Annotated in this window: 20 protein-coding genes and 1 tRNA gene; 2 read left to right on the forward strand and 19 right to left on the reverse strand. The window is 42.6% G+C overall.

Translation table 11 applies throughout. The features are described from left to right. Positions 1-11 precede the first annotated feature (11 nt). The 10 genes from NSS82_RS00135 to rpsF form a co-directional block, all read right to left on the reverse strand. Positions 12-929 (reverse strand): DUF2232 domain-containing protein, encoded by a 918-nt coding sequence (locus tag NSS82_RS00135; RefSeq protein WP_036677800.1) that lies wholly within the window; start codon positions 927-929, stop codon positions 12-14. A gap of 6 nt (positions 930-935) precedes the next feature. Continuing rightward, a complete protein-coding gene (locus NSS82_RS00140; RefSeq protein ID WP_170914153.1) occupies positions 936-1,238 on the reverse strand; it encodes a MazG-like family protein in 303 nt (100 codons plus the stop codon). 223 nt (positions 1,239-1,461) lie between these two features. Continuing rightward, complete coding sequence (locus NSS82_RS00145; protein WP_036677795.1) at positions 1,462-1,887, reverse strand: CBS domain-containing protein; 426 nt, start codon at positions 1,885-1,887, stop codon at positions 1,462-1,464. A gap of 194 nt (positions 1,888-2,081) precedes the next feature. Beyond that, the gene (locus NSS82_RS00150; RefSeq protein WP_076272994.1) at positions 2,082-3,107 is read right to left on the reverse strand and encodes an LCP family protein; all 1,026 of its coding nucleotides are present in this window, start codon (positions 3,105-3,107) and stop codon (positions 2,082-2,084) included. A 323-nt stretch (positions 3,108-3,430) separates the two neighbouring features. Further along, positions 3,431-4,375 (reverse strand): D-alanyl-D-alanine carboxypeptidase family protein, encoded by a 945-nt coding sequence (locus NSS82_RS00155; RefSeq protein WP_076272995.1) that lies wholly within the window; start codon positions 4,373-4,375, stop codon positions 3,431-3,433. Positions 4,376-4,459: 84 nt separating this feature from the next. Continuing rightward, entirely contained in the window at positions 4,460-6,178 is a 1,719-nt protein-coding gene (opp4A, locus tag NSS82_RS00160; RefSeq protein ID WP_036677787.1) for an oligopeptide ABC transporter substrate-binding protein, read from the reverse strand. Between the two features lie 193 nt (positions 6,179-6,371). After that, positions 6,372-8,321: an endonuclease MutS2 gene (locus NSS82_RS00165; RefSeq protein ID WP_076272996.1), complete on the reverse strand. Its 1,950-nt coding sequence runs from the start codon at positions 8,319-8,321 to the stop codon at positions 6,372-6,374. Between the two features lie 516 nt (positions 8,322-8,837). Then, positions 8,838-9,110: a 30S ribosomal protein S18 gene (gene rpsR / locus NSS82_RS00170; protein WP_036651767.1), complete on the reverse strand. Its 273-nt coding sequence runs from the start codon at positions 9,108-9,110 to the stop codon at positions 8,838-8,840. Between the two features lie 21 nt (positions 9,111-9,131). Continuing rightward, complete coding sequence (ssb, locus tag NSS82_RS00175; protein WP_076272997.1) at positions 9,132-9,638, reverse strand: single-stranded DNA-binding protein; 507 nt, start codon at positions 9,636-9,638, stop codon at positions 9,132-9,134. 48 nt (positions 9,639-9,686) lie between these two features. After that, positions 9,687-9,971 carry a 30S ribosomal protein S6 gene (gene rpsF, locus NSS82_RS00180; protein WP_036677776.1) on the reverse strand — a complete coding sequence of 95 codons (285 nt, stop codon included), beginning with the start codon at positions 9,969-9,971 and terminating at the stop codon, positions 9,687-9,689. A gap of 217 nt (positions 9,972-10,188) precedes the next feature. On the opposite strand from rpsF, the gene NSS82_RS00185 reads away from it, so the two are divergent. Further along, complete coding sequence (locus NSS82_RS00185) at positions 10,189-10,386, forward strand: YjzC family protein (RefSeq protein WP_036677774.1); 198 nt, start codon at positions 10,189-10,191, stop codon at positions 10,384-10,386. Between the two features lie 368 nt (positions 10,387-10,754). Here the strand turns inward: NSS82_RS00185 and NSS82_RS00190 are convergent. The 4 genes from NSS82_RS00190 to NSS82_RS00205 all read right to left on the reverse strand — a co-directional run bounded on the left by NSS82_RS00190 (position 10,755) and on the right by NSS82_RS00205 (position 12,408). Then, a tRNA-Ser gene (locus NSS82_RS00190) sits at positions 10,755-10,845 on the reverse strand. A 43-nt stretch (positions 10,846-10,888) separates the two neighbouring features. Next, positions 10,889-11,101 (reverse strand): DUF951 domain-containing protein, encoded by a 213-nt coding sequence (locus tag NSS82_RS00195; RefSeq protein ID WP_076132917.1) that lies wholly within the window; start codon positions 11,099-11,101, stop codon positions 10,889-10,891. Next, positions 11,101-12,141: a mechanosensitive ion channel family protein gene (locus NSS82_RS00200; protein WP_076132919.1), complete on the reverse strand. Its 1,041-nt coding sequence runs from the start codon at positions 12,139-12,141 to the stop codon at positions 11,101-11,103. Before NSS82_RS00200 ends, NSS82_RS00195 begins: the two co-directional genes overlap by 1 nt. A gap of 21 nt (positions 12,142-12,162) precedes the next feature. Further along, on the reverse strand, positions 12,163-12,408 hold the full coding sequence (locus NSS82_RS00205; RefSeq protein ID WP_076124321.1) for a DUF3343 domain-containing protein: 246 nt from the start codon (positions 12,406-12,408) through the stop codon (positions 12,163-12,165). A gap of 119 nt (positions 12,409-12,527) precedes the next feature. Between NSS82_RS00205 and yyaC the strand changes: the two genes are divergently transcribed. Next, a complete protein-coding gene (gene yyaC / locus NSS82_RS00210) occupies positions 12,528-13,136 on the forward strand; it encodes a spore protease YyaC (protein WP_036677770.1) in 609 nt (202 codons plus the stop codon). Here yyaC and NSS82_RS00215 read toward each other — a convergent pair. The 5 genes from NSS82_RS00215 to noc all read right to left on the reverse strand — a co-directional run bounded on the left by NSS82_RS00215 (position 13,108) and on the right by noc (position 17,578). Then, positions 13,108-13,608, reverse strand: a complete 501-nt coding sequence (locus tag NSS82_RS00215; protein WP_076272998.1) for a DUF4446 family protein — start codon at positions 13,606-13,608, stop codon at positions 13,108-13,110. The genes yyaC and NSS82_RS00215 overlap by 29 nt on opposite strands. 36 nt (positions 13,609-13,644) lie before the next feature. Further along, positions 13,645-14,790 carry an aminotransferase class V-fold PLP-dependent enzyme gene (locus tag NSS82_RS00220; protein ID WP_076272999.1) on the reverse strand — a complete coding sequence of 382 codons (1,146 nt, stop codon included), beginning with the start codon at positions 14,788-14,790 and terminating at the stop codon, positions 13,645-13,647. A 197-nt stretch (positions 14,791-14,987) separates the two neighbouring features. Next, on the reverse strand, positions 14,988-15,830 hold the full coding sequence (locus tag NSS82_RS00225) for a ParB/RepB/Spo0J family partition protein (protein ID WP_036677764.1): 843 nt from the start codon (positions 15,828-15,830) through the stop codon (positions 14,988-14,990). After that, positions 15,823-16,584, reverse strand: coding sequence for a ParA family protein (locus tag NSS82_RS00230; RefSeq protein WP_036677762.1), 762 nt, complete (start codon positions 16,582-16,584; stop codon positions 15,823-15,825). The genes NSS82_RS00225 and NSS82_RS00230 overlap by 8 nt, the downstream gene beginning before the upstream one ends. A gap of 178 nt (positions 16,585-16,762) precedes the next feature. Next, on the reverse strand, positions 16,763-17,578 hold the full coding sequence (gene noc, locus NSS82_RS00235) for a nucleoid occlusion protein (RefSeq protein WP_036677760.1): 816 nt from the start codon (positions 17,576-17,578) through the stop codon (positions 16,763-16,765). Between the last annotated feature and the right edge of the window lie 134 nt (positions 17,579-17,712).

Raw genomic sequence — 17,712 nt, forward strand, 5'->3', positions numbered from 1 at the left:
GAACTCTCACCCTATCGTTTCGATTTGGTCACATACTCCCGCAGTGGGAACGCAAGATCAATAATACCAATAATGCGCAGCGGCGGCAGTAAAATAACCGGTATCGCTAACAAAACGGCAGACATCTTGTTCCATTTGCGTTCATGCGCCAGGAAGAAGAAAAATCCGATGGCCTGAATCATAAAGCCAATTCGCAGCAATGGCAGAAGATTGGCAGAAATCATGAGGATGAAATTGTTCTCCGACCCTGAGAAGAAGAGCTGTAGAACAACACCAATCAGATAGTACCAAATAAACGATCTCGAAAGTCTCCATTCACGTGCAGGCTTCATCTTAGGCACTGCATAATTCATACTGTTCAGAATCGGGCGGGCAATAGCATGCGTAATCACAGCAATCATGAAGGAGCTTACGATTAGAGTCATAGGGATCATTTGGACCGTCATATGACTTATCTTGTTTACATCCTCAGTTGAAAATCCAATATCAGTGAGCAGAGGATTGGTAGTTCCGAGCTCGGACAGAGGTGAATTAACCATTTGCAATACATCGTTCACATAGGTAGACAGGTCAAAATTAAATAATGCCGTACCCAGCAGCAAAAGCAGCAGGAACTGTGCAAGAATCGTAACCGTACCTGCGATCACAGTAGACATAGCCGGGGCATGTCTTTTATACCAGCGCCCCATAACCAGAGCCGGTATTAAGAAATACGCAGCTATCAACAGATAAATTGGTGTAATCAAGCCTACAATCAGCAACACCGGCAATACATGCAGCACAAATTGTCTCGTGTTCAGTGTAGTAAACAACACTACTGCCGGAACAATCATAAACAGGGTAGTGATGATGAGGAGTGGAGTCGTTAAACTAAGCAGCAAAAGTAAGTATGCTACGCTCCAAGCCACAGATGACCAGCGAAATTTCAACAGTATTCACCTCTTACGCATATGTTCTTCTAAAGCAGATATATCTTGGTACCAATCTTCCAGTTGATGCCCTTCCTGCTTGTGCTTTCTAAGCTTCTCCAGTAGCAAGTCATCTAAAGAACGATAAGGAATCCCTAGTCTGCGGCCCAAAATATAAGAGCTCATAATCAAGCTAGCCAGACTGTCACCGACACGGGTAGTACTGCCTTCCCATAACGCTTTAAATAACCGTGAAACTTGATCAATCACTTCGGTTTTCAGCCATTCAATTACCTTGGCGCGCTTGGCTACATCCAGATCCTTCGGCACATTGGACACGTCTCTCTACCTCCGGCAAAAAGCTTTATTCTCCATTATAGCATAAAAAATTCGGTGTCACACTGGACGCCCCGCGCCCCTTAAGTATGCTTCAATCCATGCTGACTATGCCTCTTTTTGGAGAGGAGCTTTCTTTAAAAAAGACCCGCATTCCGTTATCGCCGGAAATACAGGCCTTGTTCCGATAGCTTCTATAACCGCGAATACACTGGGACTATAATGATTCCTGTGATTGTCTTGTTACAAATTTCTCGCAATACTCTATGACTTGACTCCGGCGAACAATTCCAATAAACCGGTTCATATCATCGACCACAGGTACAAAGTTCTGCACCTTAGCCAAATTAATTAGATCTTCCATATCCGCATCAATCGAGACCGGCTTGTTATTCATACGTAATGGAACGTCCTTCAGCAAAAATTTTGAAGCGTTCTCAAACGAAACCTTGCCCTCCGACTCTTTCATGTACCAGAGCAGATCACCTTCCGTTACCGTGCCGGCATACTCTCCATTACGGTTAAGAATCGGGACTGCTGTATAGCGGTGAAACTCCATCCTCTCAAGCGTTTGGCGCAGCGTAGAATCGAGCGTTACGCAGGCCACCTCCTGTTTCGGAAGTAAAAAAAATGCAATATTCATCTCTTGATCCTCCTCAAAGAGTTCCGAAGGAATTACGGTTCTTTAACTTCCTTTTACTGCCATGCCAATGTGATTATACGTAGCAGCTAAATAATAGTTCCAACTCATTATAACATGAAGACAGTAAGCAGCAGCCATGAGAATGTTTATGGCTGCTGCAATTTATTTATATGAGTTTAGCTTTCCAATTAGAATTACTGCGTAACTGCTGTTGCTTTGGGCTCGAGTGCATTACTTGCTTTTCCCGGCTCAATCAGTTGATCTACTGGTGTTCCTGCATTCATCCAATTATCAATCAGCGCCTTAGCTTCACGCAAATCCTCTTCATCAACGATATCATAATAAAGTCCGTCAATACGTTTTCCTTCGCCCATTACCGTAAAGCTTGAGATATCCATGTCTTTGCCGCCCATGAATTTCTTGGCCAGACTAATGATCATTGAAGGCTCTATATCGGTCTTAAAATTATCGCCCATAATATCCAGCAGCTTTGGAATATTGCCGATTTGGCTGATCGATAACATTTTATTAGCTACAACATCAATAAAAACCTGTTGGCGTTTGGTCCGGTTAAAGTCACTATCTTCACGGTAGCGTGTATAGTTAAGTGCTTCTTGACCGTTATAATTCGACTTTCCACCCTCGATCGTAAACTTTTCATGGTCCTTACCCTTGTTTACAATGTCCTTCTTGATTGGCAGCGGAACGCCTCCAATAGCATCAACGGCATCCTTGAGCCCTTGAAAGTTAATGGTGGCATAATACTGAATATCATGCTCCAGCAGTGCTTCCAGAGTATCCTTAGCCATTTGCTGCCCACCAAAAGCATAAGCATGGGTAATCTTATCTTTTTTATTATCGTTATGCCCAATAATCTCGGTATACGTATCACGTGGAATAGAAATAAGCAGAATTTTGTAATCCTCTGGGCGAACAACAGCATACATCATCGTGTCCGAACGTGCGGTTTCATTGTCGCGTTGATCAGTCCCGAGCAGCATCAGCGAGAATGGATCGCTTTTGTATACAACCGGCTCTGGCTTAACCTTATTCTCATCCTTAAGTGGCTGGTAAGATTCTTCTTTCAGCTTGCTTTCTACCCGATCGGACAAAAAGAGGTCAAAAGCTAATACAGCCAAAGAATTCCGAAAGAGAAAACCTCCCGCTATAATAACGATGAGAACAATTAGCGCAATGTATCTTTTCTTTATTTTTTTCATCTTTGATTCCTTCTTTATTGTAGAATAATTACACGTACCATATATTTACAATGCCTCCTGATCGTTCTCAGGCAGTCATGGTTTTATTTCTCTCAGCGACGAATTTACTGTCCCTTATTCCATTATCTTATTGTCCCCCCTTTCAGGAAATTCGGGTCATTCTAAATTATAGAAAAAAAGTTTTTTTGCGTTTCTAAAATAATATGGGATAAAACAATATTTCTATTGTAATCACTAAATGGATAAAAAGAAACAACAAATACCGACATGAATAGGGAAAAAGCACCATACCAAGTAATAATTACTGGTATGATGCTCCAAATTTAACTTCGAATCCCAAGGGCATGTATAATATGTTTTACCCGTTCTCCATAATGTAAACCGCGGAAAAACCCATAATCGAACAATTTAGCAGCACCCTCAAATCGGCTGCCATAAGTCTCCGCCCCCATAACGACCGCAATAAGCCGGTGCCCCTCCCGCTGGGCTGATCCCGCAATACAATATCCCGTCTGGCTATCATATCCAGTCTTCAACCCATCTGCTCCATCGTATGCGTAAGCGCCGCCCATACCTGGAAGCATAAGGTTGCTATTACTAACATATAACCCTTTATCCTTTAATTGCATCTGTGTACGACCGGAAATATTCAGTACATCAGGATGATTATGGATTAGCGCAGCTGCCAATTTGGCCGTATCCCTCGCTGTCATCATCGTCTGGCCACCGATATGCGTAGGCTGACGAATGATACCAAGATCCTTGCTCGACAGTCCAGAGGCGTTGGTAAATACCGTATTAGGAGATAAACCTAAACTACGTGCTCTATCATTCATCATAAGTACAAAAGAATCCTCTGATCCTGCCATATATTCTGCCAATGCAACTGCAGCATCATTAGCAGAATATATGGTGATGCCTTCGAATAGCTCCCTTACTGTATAGAAATCTCCTCGTTTTAATGAGAGACTCATACCTCCCATTTGACTGGCGTAAGCACTAATAGGGACTCTATCCTCCCACCTAAGGGTTCCAGAGGTTATGTGATCCAGCACAATCATTTCAGTCATTAATTTAGACACACTGGCCGGTGGCATAGGCACATCGCCGTTTATATTGACCCATATCTCTCCACTATCCATATCTAGCAGCACTGCTGAACCCGCGTCAATATCCGGTTTAAAGCCCAACTCGATAGGCCTCCACACCGTAATTAAGACAACGACTATCAAAGCTGCACCAGCCCATATTAATATCCGTCTCTTCATCGTTGTCATCCTCCATAATATATATGACGAATGAAACAGCAATTTGATTTCACTTTTTGCGTAATTTTTTTTATTTTTTTTAATTTAGTCCTTTATCCACCATTTATTAGGCTCAATTATGGAGCCCAAAGAATCAACACGCACACCTTGTAGACGTTTATTGACAGCAGTAATGCTTTCTCTTTCCGCAAAAAAGATCATAGGAACCTCTTCATTCACTAGCTTCTGCCATTCATAATAGATTTGTTGTCGATAATCTCTATCATACGCCTTCATACTTGTGCCATCGCGAATCAATTCTTCATTCCGCTCCGAGGACCAACGTGGGTAGTTCCACAAATCATTCTCTCTCCAGAGACCTGAAGGATCAGGATCATTAGCTAATCCCCATACCCCGTTAAACAACTCAATGGACGGATCATCAGCCTCTACTGCTTCATAGAAGGTGTTGAGCTCTTTTAACGCCCCACCATTAAGCTGCACATCAAGTCCCACATTTCGCCAATCCTCCAGAATAGCAGCAGTTCGTAACTCCGCTGAATGACTGCCTAGCATAGAATCATAATGAATAACTAACTTTTCTCCTTTTTGATCCTCACGCAGCCCATCTCCATCAACATCTACAAAACCAGCCTCATCAAGCAGCTGCTTCGCTTTTTCCGGATCATAGGGATACGTATTAATCTGACTATCAGGGATCTTCGCCCAGCTTGCACTGGAAACCGGAGTTTCTATAGGCTTGCCTAACCCATGAGAAAATGATTGAATGATCCCCTCCCGATCAAGTGCATAATACATCGCCTGACGTAATCTTTTATCCGCAAATTTAGGGTTATCCATTACGATTTTTTCAGCTTCACTATCCCAATACCCAAATTTAAACCCTATATACTCATAAGCAAGCTCATTTGATTGTAAAATATTAATATTATCGAGTTTACTCAACTTTTCATAAGTATCTCGTGGAGCATTCTCTATATCAATTACGCCTTGTTCAAACAGGCTGATGATTTCCTTGTCATCAAATACCTTATACAACACACCATCCAATAAAGCCTTACCTTTATAGTATTGATCAAAGCGTTTCATCTCCACCCGCTGGCCAGGTTCAATAAGGCTCACCTCAAAGGGGCCAATCCCAATCGGATTTTTTCGCATCTGATCACTCTCAGGCATATCCTTAACAGCGACTCCAGTATAATATTTTTTATTCATCGGATACGGCCATAGATTATCAATCGTATTTACGCGGGCAGCTGTCATTGTTATTTTCAAAGTATAAGGATCTATAACCTTAAGACCTGTTATATTCTTCGCCTCACCTTTATGATAGGCTTCTGCACCTTGAATCATTTCCACACTATAATAACGCGATCCGGTGTAGTCTGGACTAGCAATAGTCTCCATCGCAAATTTCCAGTCCTCTACGGTCAGTTCATCTCCATTATGCCAACGGATTCCCGGTTTGATTTTAAAGGTAAATATTCTATGATCCTCGGACTCCTGCCAAGTGGCGATATTAGGAACCGTTGATAAATCATCATCTATCGTAAACATGGCCTCAGTAATAAACTCCAGCACATGAAAATCATCTTCACCTTCATAAAAAGCAGGCTCAAAGAAGCCCATAAACGGCGATGAGTATCCATAAGTAACTACTCCGCCAGTCTGTGGCTTTTCGACCACCTCATTGTGATGTAAAGATAATGAATTACTGCTGGTACCTGCTCTGCTGCATGCTGACAATACAGTAGTCATCACGAGCATTGTTAACAAGAACCCGCATATCTTCTTATTCTTCATGTGTTCCTTCCCTTCTCTAGTTGAACGTATATCTACATCTAAGCTATGGAATAAATATTTACTGTAACAAAGTTTTAGAATGGTTACAATAACTTCTAAGCTTTAGGCCTATACTCCTGCTTGAATTTACGCATATTTCATAGTATTTATAAAAAAAGAGGGACCTACCTCATAGGCAGATCCCTTTATTTCATTATTCTTCATCCTTATGCGTAATTCTCAGGCCTTCGACATGCTTACGCTGCATCAATTTACGCTTTTTACGGGTATCCTTGCTCTCAAAAATTATATCAAAGTCATATTCCTCAGGATACAGCTCATCTTTGGATAGATATGGCTTTAAACGTTTATGATTAATCCGCATTTTTTGCTTCTGGATCATCACTCCGACCATTCCTAAGTGATCTTTTTTCTCATAAACAATTCCTATCCGCCCCAGTGAAGTTACAAGAACGGCATCACCAATTTCATACTGGGTCTGCTTCTCCTTATCGCTCAGTGATTCCACAGCCGTTTCTTCTTTTTCAAAATCCTCTATAACAGGTGCAGTCTTCCCTTTCTCTCCCTCTTTGCTAAAAAGACTTGCCCATGCCGACCCATCACCTTTCTGCAGCCTTTGCTGCTGCGCCTCAACGATCTCCCACGATCGCTTGATAACGTTATCCTGGATACCCAGCTTTTTAGCAATTTGCAGAGCGTAACTCTCCCCCGCTTCTCCGATAGTCAGACGATACAACGGCTGCAGCGTTTCTTTGTCGAATTCCATTCGTGCATTTTGAAAACCGGCTGTCGCAGCGGCAAAGGCTTTTAGCTCATTAAAATGGGTTGTGACGATAATATTCGCCCCTTTACGGCTCAGCTCTTCCAGAATGGCGATTGAGAGGGCGATTCCTTCCCCAGGGTCTGTACCTGCCGCCAGCTCGTCAATGAGCAGCAGCACCCCTTTAGAGGCATCTCTCAGCATTCCCTCAATACTCTTCATTTGTGCCGAAAATGTACTGAGTGATTGGGCCAAACTTTGTCCGTCTCCGATTACACTGATCACATCCGTAAAGACCGTAAACTCACTCCCCTCCTCGACCGGAATCAACAGCCCCGATTGAGCCATGAGGGTCAGCAGCCCGAGGGTCTTGAGCACCACCGTTTTCCCGCCTGTATTTGGACCTGTAATGATTAGGGATTTATATCCCTTCCCAATCTCCAGGCTAATCGGAATCATGCCCTGCAGCATGGGATGCCTGCCTCCGTTCATCCTTAGAAAACCCCTATCATTTAGAGTAACCTCAGATGCTCCCAGCGTTCGTGCGTATTTTGCTTTGGCAAAAATAAAATCATAGGTGCCTGTAACCTCGATATTTAGGTGCAGTGCAGTTTGTTCCTGTTCTACCATGCTGGTCAGCATACTGAGGATCACAGCTTCTTCACGTGCCTCTTCTCCTAATAACAAATCCAGCTCAATCTGCATGGAGGCGATCTCATCTGGTTCGATGAACACCGTCTGTCCACTTGTGGATTGATCAAGTACCGATCCCTTTATTTGCTTATGATACTCCCGCTTTACGGGGATAACGTAACGTCCACCACGCTGACTATAAATATTCTCTTGCAAAATCGATTGATGGCGCGACATGATCCCGTCAATTTTTTTATGAAGACGTTCTTTAGCTACGCCAATCCGTTTACGAACCCGCTCTAACCCCTTACTAGCCCCATCATCAATTGCCCCAAAGCGGACACAGCGGTCAATTGCTTCCCGCACATGATTTAATTCCATCAGCGAGGAGGCATAAGCAGCAATCCGGGGAGCACTTTGCTCTTTAGAAGCCATATATTTGCGCAATTGACTACAGCTCTTTAGAAATGTAGCCACTGCAGTGAAGTCTTGCTCACTGTACAGATATCCAGTCCCCATTAGTGACATGATCCACTCAATCCCCTCTAATGAAGGAATCGGTACACTGGACCCCCGCTCCAGCAGCTCTTTAGCTTCAGACGTTTCCTCCATCGCTCTTTGAATGGAAGGCAAATAGGTCATAGGCATAAGCTCTTCTACAGTTTTCTTTCCTACATAAGATACCGCATGACGGCTAAGCTCGGTTTTAATAATTTCGTATTCCAACGTGTTTAGACTTTGTAAATTCACAGCAAATCCTCCTTATTGATCTAACTATTTTTTTGGAACAAAATCTCCCTAACGCAAAAAGGACAAAGAATGCCACTATGGCAGTCCTTGCCCTTCTTTTTATACTATTGTTCTCTGGCGTTTTAAGGTCCCCCTATAAAAGCCAGGGTGGCCGAAAAACAAAAAAACCGTGCTCTAAGAGCACGGTTAATTACAAAGAGAACAATAGCCGTAAAGAGGCCATATGACGCTTCGTGTGTTCTTAACTAAATCATCCACCGTTAGGAACAACAGACATCTGTGCGAGACGGACTCAAATAGAGCACGTTAACGCCAAAAGACGAGCCTGCTAAAGCCTTCCTAATCCAGTGTTATGAAATTGCTAGTTAAGAACGGTCACCAACATCAATATTTCCCCTTTTATTATAGGATAGCTGTAATTTAACACATTCCAGATTGAACGTCAAACGTAATCCGCACGCTGGCTTTTCACAACAAAAAAAGCAGCCGGTTTCCCGACTGCTTCTATAAAACGTCCTATTCCGTTGTGTAAGGAAGCAACGCGATTTGACGCGAGCGTTTTACAGCAATGGTAAGAGCGCGTTGGTATTTTGCACTTGTACCTGTTACACGGCGTGGCAAAATCTTTCCACGTTCGCTGATGAACTTCTTAAGAAGTTCAGTATCTTTATAATCAATGTGAGTAATCTTGTTCACAGTGAAAAAGCAAACTTTTTTACGCTTGTTGCGTCCACCACGACGTGCTGGTCTTTTGTCGTTGTCAGCGCCTTCTCTTGGTTTAAAAGCCATATTCTTTTCAGTCCTTCCTAATTAAAATGGCAAATCATCATCCGATATATCAATCGGTTTACCATCGCCCGAAAAAGGATCTTGAGTATTGTTGTTACGCAAGAAATTATTGTTGTTATTTCCGCGTCCAGCGTTACCACCGCCACCATATGCTGGCTCTTCAGGCATACTACTTGCACCACTTGAAGTATTTCCACCTTCACGGCTTTGTGAAGATTCCAGGAAACGAACATTATCAGCAATAACTTCAGTTACGTATACACGTTTACCTTCGTTATTCTCATAGTTCCGCACTTGGATGCGTCCTTCCACTGCTGTCAGACGACCTTTGCGCAAATAATTGGCACAGGTTTCTGCTAGCTGTCTCCAGGTAACAACCGGGATGAAGTCTGCCTCACGTTCACCGTTCTGGCCCGTAAAGTTACGATCTACGGCAAGCGTAAATTGAGTTACGGCAACACCAGCGGGAGTATAACGAAGTTCCGGGTCACGGGTCAACCGTCCGATCAAAATGATACGGTTCAACAATTCTGGTCCCCTCCTTTAGAGCGATTCATTACAAAGCTTGTCAAGATCTTAAGCAACGTCGTTCGTAATGAGATAACGAATAACTTCGTCAGAAATCTTCATAAGACGTTCTAATTCAGTAACTACTGCAGGTTCTGCATTGAAGTTAACCAAAACATAAACGCCATCACGGAATTTCTTGATCTCATACGCAAGACGGCGTTTACCTTGCACTTCGTGCTTTGTAATTTCCCCGCCATTGGAGATGATGCCTTGGAATTTATCGACTGCTGCTTGAACAGCTTCTTGTTCAATGTCAGGACGAATAATGTACATCACTTCATATTTGCGCATAATTTTCACCTCCTTATGGTCTGAGGCCCCTAATCACGTCAGGAGCAAGGAACGAGCACAAACATAGACTCGCACCTGATTAATATACCAAAACGAGCAGCAGAGTGCAAGCAATATTAATACCGGACAACCCTCCACCCTCTTTTTACATGAAAAAAACCCTACCTGCGCACAATAATCAGTGAATTCATCTGCACTTAAGGAAGGAGCGATAATGATGGGCGAAAAGACAGAATATGAAAAAGGCGACAAAGCCCCCAATCCAGGCATGTATACAGAGGTAGGTGAAGCGCGAAGCTTCCATACCGAAATTCAGAATCCACAGCATATTAAAATGGAAAAAGGGGACACCTTCCCCGAGACCAGTAACAAAAATCGGAAGTGGAAAAAGGTTGAAAAAGCACGTGTACATTAATTAATAATAAATGTGTATAAAAAAACCGACATTACACCATACTATTCTCAGGCAGTACAAAAGAGAGGTGTGGTTCCGTTGGCCGTCGTAGACGAACACAATCACAGGATATCTGATTCAGCATCTATTGTTAGCTGGGAATAGTAGTGGGTTATTGTCTAAAAAGCAGTAACCTCAGCAACGCCTAAATCACTTTAGTCGCTATATACAGAGAAATTCCAACATCATTGATGTACTGCCTCTTAAAGAAGGACCCGAAAGGGCCCTTCTTTTTGCATGTTATGATCTTTTGCAAACAGCTCATTGGACACAAAAAAACCTCCGTTACAGGAACGAAGGATTCATTAAAATGTTATATTATGCTGAAGTGGCGGAGAGGGTGGGATTCGAACCCACGCACGCTGTGACACGCCTAACTGATTTCGAGTCAGCCCCCTTGGGCCTCTTGGGTACCTCTCCGCAGCAAAAATAATTGTATCATGCAGACATGCCATTTGCAAGCTTAATTATTGTCTGTATTCCCCTCTACAGAACGCAGTACCTTCTTCATATTCTTCTCGAATTTCGCCCGGGGAATCAGAACACTATGCTGACATCCTGTACACTTAATGCGGATATCCATCCCCATTCTAATGATCTCCATTTCATTAGAACCGCAAGGGTGCTGTTTCTTCATCTGTACAATATCTCCAAGCTGAAAAACTTTACGTTCCACTACCCTTCCCCCTTTTTCCCCTCTTGTGTAGCTGCGATTTGGCGTCTCGATCCAGTGTCAGGCGTATCCGATACTTCCTGCTCATTTTCTGTTTTTGCCAGTTCAATTTCAGCCTTTGCTTCTTCCTCTGCCTTCAAACGCGCTTCCTCTTCGGCTTGAGCAGCTTGGGCCTGCTCTAGACTGCTTAGTTTCTCTAGTGCCTGCTTAATATCATTCTGAATCTGTCTCTCCGCAACCTCTTTTGCATTAGGTAAACAGCTAGCCGCTATACGAATTACATATTCCGAAGTACTCATGGACTGTATACCGAGCACATTAGGATAAGCAAGAACATTAGAGTTACGCTCTTCTATTCCTTTTAGCGCTTCTCCAATCAAACCTAGCGTGGCCTCCAAGCTGCGCTCCATTTTTACAGGAACATCAACTACAGCTAATGCATTCGAGAGAGAATAATTGGTCACGTTCGTGATTAATCCATTCGGGATAATAAATACTTCTCCAGTTGTGCTTAACAGTCTGGTTGTTCGCAGTCCGATTAATTCTACCGTTCCTTTATAGGTCCCCGTTTGAATTACATCACCCACTGCAAATTGATCCTCTAAAATAATAAAGAAACCTGTAATAACATCCTTCACCAAACTTTGCGCCCCAAAACCCACTGCTAAACCAAGCACACCCGCTCCAGCCAACAATGGTGCTAAATCAAAGTGGAACTCAGAAAGCACGAGCATGATCATCACAAAATTACAGATAACTGTCACTACATTTTTCATCAATTCCCCAACCGTAGTAAACCTTCGTGTGTTGGACAGAAGTCTGCCACCGGTTTTACGCTCAAGCGAACGATCAATAATATTAGAAACAATTTTAATAATAACCCGGGTTAAGAGAAAAATAACAAGAATCCGTAGACCCGCAAATAATACATCCGCCCACATATCAGCATCGGTAAACCAATTCCACACCTTATCTTTAAAGCGAATGGCATCTTTTAATGTATCCGCACCGGGTGTATCAGCCTCCAGTATCCACATATTCATCGCATGTACTCCTCCCTACCCCTAAATCAATATGTAGTTCTCGTTGTGTTTTCCGTAGATGCCGCGTATTTCTATTTCCTGTTCAACTATAATTCTTTTTACCTCTTCCAGCGCATTTTGAAAAAACTGAATGGAAATTGCGCAACCTGCGGTGATCTCCTTCGGAGTTGGAAATATATCAATTTCTATTTCAGCATACTCAAGCAGCATTTCAGCACGAAGCGCCTGCTGGGTGGAGTCAAATGCTATTAACATCTCATCCTGCATATACGTCAAGCCTCTCCATAGGTTTATCGTCCTATCTCTTGCTGCTGTAGTATAAAACCCCTCTTCTATCCATATACTAGATACCAACAAATAGAATCACCTTTAGAAAGGAAGATGGTATGAACTCCTCATCCAAGGCTACAGCAGCGCAAGAAACGTCCTGTTTAAAAATATCACATACAGATCCCGATATCTATTCCGCAATTACTCATCGGCTACTTTTTCACTTTTCACGCACGCGTCCAGAGACTCAAATTATCGTCATCTGTGTAGGCACTGATCGCTCCACCGGAGATTCTCTCGGTCCTCTTGTTGGTACTGCATTATCCCGTTTTCATAGCCCGTTGTTTCATTTATACGGTACCCTTGAGGAACCGGTTCATGCCGTCAATCTTGAAGAGACTTTGTCGCTAATTAATGAAAAATATAATAACCCGTTTGTCATCGGAATAGATGCCTGCTTAGGTCACTCTACTAGTGTTGGCTGCATCCAAGTCGTTGAAGGCCCCCTCAGACCAGGAGCTGGCGTAAATAAACAATTGCCGCCGGTTGGGGATATCCATTTGACTGGAATCGTTAATGTCGGCGGCTTTATGGAGTATTTCGTATTGCAGAATACACGGCTAAGTCTAGTCATGCGATTATCTGATATTATCGCTACAAGTCTATATTCTGCTTTAAAACAATGGAACCTACATGCTACTTCTGCTGCAACGCGAGAGTTATAACTTCTTTTTCTTCCGGCGATAAGGCATATTGTGACTCCCCATTTTGCATAGGCTTGGAGTAAATATATGAGTTCTCACGATTATGAAGGCTGGTTAATACAATGCCACTGCTATTGTCATCCAGAATAGCCACCGAGAAGCTCAAATCATTACCACGTTCACCGAAGGCATTATAACGCTTGAGAGCGACATTTGACTTCATGCCGCGGATTTTGACTTGGGTAGCTTCTATCAACGCTTTTTGCTCACGTTGTTCTTCTTCCAGCATGTCGCTTTGGTTCTTCAGATCAACCAGAAGGCCTTCCAGATCCTCCACACCACTTCCTGCCATCATGGCCTCATATTTGCGCCGTATAGTCCGCAGCTTAGCTCCCTGGGCGATTACAGTGACTATCAGCACTAGCATAATTACTACGAAACCAAACACAAACCACTGCAACTGTTCATTAATTAATTGATTCATTTCAGACATGAATGGACCATCCTTTTTATTTATCTGCTGCGGGCATCAGCCATATAACTCATCCATAGCAGCTAGCATTCTGCTTATATTATGCTCTGTTGTATCTACGCCTACACTCGCCCGAACAGCACCACTCTCTAGTGTATCGACAGCCTTATGTGCCAGTGGGGTACAATGCATACCCGCTCTGACGGCTATTTTATACTCACGATCTAGACGGTGGGCTATATTCGCCGATTCTTCCCCATCCACTACAAACGACACAATTCCAGTTCTCGGAGCCCCTAATGTGGGTCCTAGTAGTTTAATGTTTGGAATATGGGACAACCCCTCCATCAGCAGTTGAGTCAGCTTCCACTCTCTTTCGTGGATAACGTTTGTCCCTATCGATTTTACCTTTTGAACACCGGCTAGTAAACCAGCAATTCCTACCGCATTTTGCGTTCCCGCTTCATACCGATCTGGGCGAACAGAGGGTTGTTCACTATTCTCAGATTGACTGCCTGTGCCTCCATGCATTAAGGGCTCGAGATCCAATTCAGGTGATATATAGAGCCCACCAGTCCCTTGTGGTCCAAGCAATCCTTTATGCCCAGGAAAAGCTAATAAATCAATATTCATCTTTTTCACATCAATATCAAGCGAGCCTGCACTTTGAGCAGCATCTACTAGAAATATAGCACCCTTTGCTTTAGCTAGATCTCCGATTTCACCAATGGGAAGTATACTACCTAGTAAGTTGGAGCTATGATTACAAATTACCATTTTAGTGTTTGGTCGAAACGTTTTGCCCAATTCCTTCAAATCCAATTGACCCGCCCGATCCACCTTCAGATAATCAACACTTATCCCTAGTGACTTACGTAAATATTCCAAAGGTCTCCGCACAGAATTGTGTTCAGTCATTGTAGAGATTACATGGTCCCCTGCTTTGAGCGTACCTCTAATCGCCATATTTAATGCCATCGTAGTGTTTTGGGTAAACGCTATGTCTTGTGCATTAGAAACCCCAAACAACTCCGCCAGCAAACTCCGGGCTCTCACCAACACCCGTCCGCTTCCCATGGCCAGCGAATAATTCCCTCTGCCAGCATTTGCTCCCGACTGCAAAGCATTCATCATCGCAGCTGCCACCTCTGGAGGTTTAGGCCAGGACGTAGCCGCATGATCCAAATATACGAAGTCTTCCATAACCCCGCTCCTCGTCTCATACTCTTTTTCATTAAGAAGAAATAACGTTGTCACCCTTTATTGATAATAACCTTATCTGTAGAAAATATAAGGATAATATTCAGCTCTACTTTATACATCCTTATATTTTGAAAAAACATACCCCTACTTATCCGATTACGGATAGCTCAGGATATGTTCTTGGCATAGATACCCATTTAGTTACCCAATAATTCCAACAGTCTTTCTAAGTCCTGCGCACTGTAGTAATTCAGTTCAATCTTCCCTTTTTCCTTACCTTGTTTTATCTTAACCGTTGTTTTAAACCGTTCACGCAATACTTCCTCTACATTATCAATATAGGGATCACGTTTAACAACTTTAATCTTTGTACCGTTCGTTGGCTTTCGATCCAGATTTTTCACCGTTTCTTCAAGCTCTCTTACGCTCCATTGCTGTTCCACGCATTGTTCAGCCAATTGTTTAATAACTTCCGGATCTTTCAAGGCAACAATAGCTCGCGCATGTCCCATAGACATTGTTCCACGTGAAACATATTCTTTTACTTCTTCCGGTAAAGTAAGCAATCTTAGGAAGTTGGCGATGTGTGATCTGGACTTCCCAACTTTCAGAGATAGCTCTTCTTGTGTGAGTGAAAATTGATCCATCAAACCTTGATAAGCAACTGCGATTTCCATTGCGTTTAAATTTTCACGTTGCAAGTTCTCAATCAGGGCGATCTCCATAACCTGTTGATCACTTAGATTTCTTACGACTGCTGGAATCGTAGGTTTACCACAATATTGCGAAGCCCGGAATCTGCGTTCCCCGGCAATGATTTCATACCCCTTCAAAACACTCCGTACAATGATCGGTTGAATCACGCCATGTTGTCTGATAGACTCAGCCAATTCCTGGATTGCTTCTTCATTGAAATCCTTGCGTGGTTGATAAGGGTTAGCTCGCAATTGAGCTAATGGGATTTCTACTACCTTATCATCTTCATTAATAGATAAAGAAGGAATCAGAGCATCCAGACCTTTCCCTAAACGTTTACTCATAAGAAATCACTTCCTTTGCCAACTCTAAATACACTTCTGCTCCCTTTGAGCGAGGATCATAAGTAATAATGGATTGTCCATGAGACGGTGCCTCACTTAAGCGGACATTCCGAGGAATGATAGTTCTGTAAACTTTTTCCTGAAAATACTTTTTAACCTCTTCGATGACTTGGATCCCTAAATTCGTACGGGCATCCAACATGGTTAATAATACTCCCTCTATTTTCAAATGCGGATTAAGATTTTTTTGCACTAGACGCACGGTGTTTAAAAGCTGACTCAACCCTTCGAGCGCATAATATTCACATTGAATCGGAATGATTACCGAATCAGCAGCTGTAAGGGAATTGATCGTCAAAATCCCAAGGGATGGAGGACAATCAATGATGATATAGTCATAATTATTTTTAACCGCATTTAAGGCTTTTTTCAATTTCAACTCTCTGGAAATCGTTGATACTAATTCGATCTCCGCCCCCGCTAATTGAATAGTCGCTGGAATGATGTGCAGTCCTTCATTTTGAGTTTCAAGTATCGTTTCTAGAGGATTTACTTCATTAATGAGAATGTCATATATACAATTCGCTACGTCCGCCTTGTTGATGCCAACGCCGCTGGTAGTGTTGCCTTGAGGATCGATATCAACTAGAAGCACTCTTTTTCCTAATGTAGCCATACCGGCACCTAGGTTCACAGAGGATGTTGTTTTACCGACACCGCCTTTTTGATTTGCTATGGCAATAATCTTGGACACTAATTTCACCTCGAATAGTTAGGAAGAATCTTCTCGTAGATCGCAAGTACAAACGGCCAAACTATGTTACTTTATATAGGCTAAAACTCTAAAATGCAGGACTGAGCAATACATCCTGGTTCAAGTCACACAAAAGGCGGCCAATCACTTTAAGGCCGCCTTCAGCTTTTGAAACAATTTATCTTTTGGGGATTTGGATTACAATCTCGTAATGGTCACCACGGTCATTTTCTGACGTTTTGATTTCCATACCTGAGCCTGACACCATATCAATAGATTGACGAATTGTATTAAGAGCTAGACGAACATCCTTGGTATAGGAGACCCGTTTTGACTTTTTAGTTTGTGAGACTTGTTTATAGAAAGCAATACGAGCTTCCGTCTGTTTAACATTTAATCCTTTTGCAATAATCTCTGCCAAAACTTTTAATTGCATTTCCACACTATCCAGTGATAAGAGTGAACGCGCATGTCTTTCGGAAATCTGACGTTCCATCAACGCTGTCTTAACCTCTTCAGGTAAGTGGAGTAAACGAATCTTATTCGCTATAGTCGACTGACTCTTGCCTAAGCGTTGTGCTAAGCTTTCTTGTGTTAATTGATGAAGATCAATTAACTTTTGATAAGCGACAGCTTCTTCTATGGAGGTCAAACCTTCACGCTGTAGATTTTCTATGAGCGCAATAGATGCAGCCTGCGAATCATTGAACTCACGGACAATAGCAGGGATTGTCTCTAAACCAAGCTTTTTAACTGCCCGCCAGCGCCGTTCGCCTGCGATGATCTCATATATAGAATCTCGCATACGTACAACAATAGGCTGAATGACACCATGAGTTTTAATTGTCTGACATAACTCATCAATTTTGTCATCATCGAATATAGTCCGTGGTTGGTAAGGACTGCTAACGACCTCATGAACTGGTATTTGTTTGATTTCTTCTCCGCTGCTCCGCTCGTTAAACCCAAATAGCTTGGTAAATTGTTCTTTCATTCCGTTCATAACCACCTAATTTCGTTATAGTACGATCTTCTTGACCTTCTTCACGGAAAGCATATCGTACAGCAATCTAAAACATTCTGATATTATGGAATTACCTGTAATGAACAGGCATCATAATCTCTCCT

Source organism: Paenibacillus sp. FSL H7-0735, assembly GCF_038008505.1.
Lineage (GTDB): Bacteria > Bacillota > Bacilli > Paenibacillales > Paenibacillaceae > Paenibacillus_AQ > Paenibacillus_AQ odorifer.

Bases quoted from the DNA above. Each gene is read 5' to 3' on its own strand.
- NSS82_RS00145 (WP_036677795.1), bottom strand. From the start codon at position 1,887: ATGAATATTGCATTTTTTTTACTTCCGAAACAGGAGGTGGCCTGCGTA.
- NSS82_RS00150 (WP_076272994.1), bottom strand. From the start codon at position 3,107: ATGAAAAAAATAAAGAAAAGATACATTGCGCTAATTGTTCTCATCGTT.
- NSS82_RS00155 (WP_076272995.1), bottom strand. From the start codon at position 4,375: ATGAAGAGACGGATATTAATATGGGCTGGTGCAGCTTTGATAGTCGTT.
- opp4A (WP_036677787.1), bottom strand. From the start codon at position 6,178: ATGAAGAATAAGAAGATATGCGGGTTCTTGTTAACAATGCTCGTGATG.
- rpsR (WP_036651767.1), bottom strand. From the start codon at position 9,110: ATGGCTTTTAAACCAAGAGAAGGCGCTGACAACGACAAAAGACCAGCA.
- rpsF (WP_036677776.1), bottom strand. From the start codon at position 9,971: ATGCGCAAATATGAAGTGATGTACATTATTCGTCCTGACATTGAACAA.
- NSS82_RS00185 (WP_036677774.1), top strand. From the start codon at position 10,189: ATGGGCGAAAAGACAGAATATGAAAAAGGCGACAAAGCCCCCAATCCA.
- NSS82_RS00200 (WP_076132919.1), bottom strand. From the start codon at position 12,141: ATGAATATGTGGATACTGGAGGCTGATACACCCGGTGCGGATACATTA.
- NSS82_RS00205 (WP_076124321.1), bottom strand. From the start codon at position 12,408: ATGCAGGATGAGATGTTAATAGCATTTGACTCCACCCAGCAGGCGCTT.
- yyaC (WP_036677770.1), top strand. From the start codon at position 12,528: ATGAACTCCTCATCCAAGGCTACAGCAGCGCAAGAAACGTCCTGTTTA.
- NSS82_RS00215 (WP_076272998.1), bottom strand. From the start codon at position 13,608: ATGTCTGAAATGAATCAATTAATTAATGAACAGTTGCAGTGGTTTGTG.
- NSS82_RS00220 (WP_076272999.1), bottom strand. From the start codon at position 14,790: ATGGAAGACTTCGTATATTTGGATCATGCGGCTACGTCCTGGCCTAAA.
- NSS82_RS00225 (WP_036677764.1), bottom strand. From the start codon at position 15,830: ATGAGTAAACGTTTAGGGAAAGGTCTGGATGCTCTGATTCCTTCTTTA.
- noc (WP_036677760.1), bottom strand. From the start codon at position 17,578: ATGAAAGAACAATTTACCAAGCTATTTGGGTTTAACGAGCGGAGCAGC.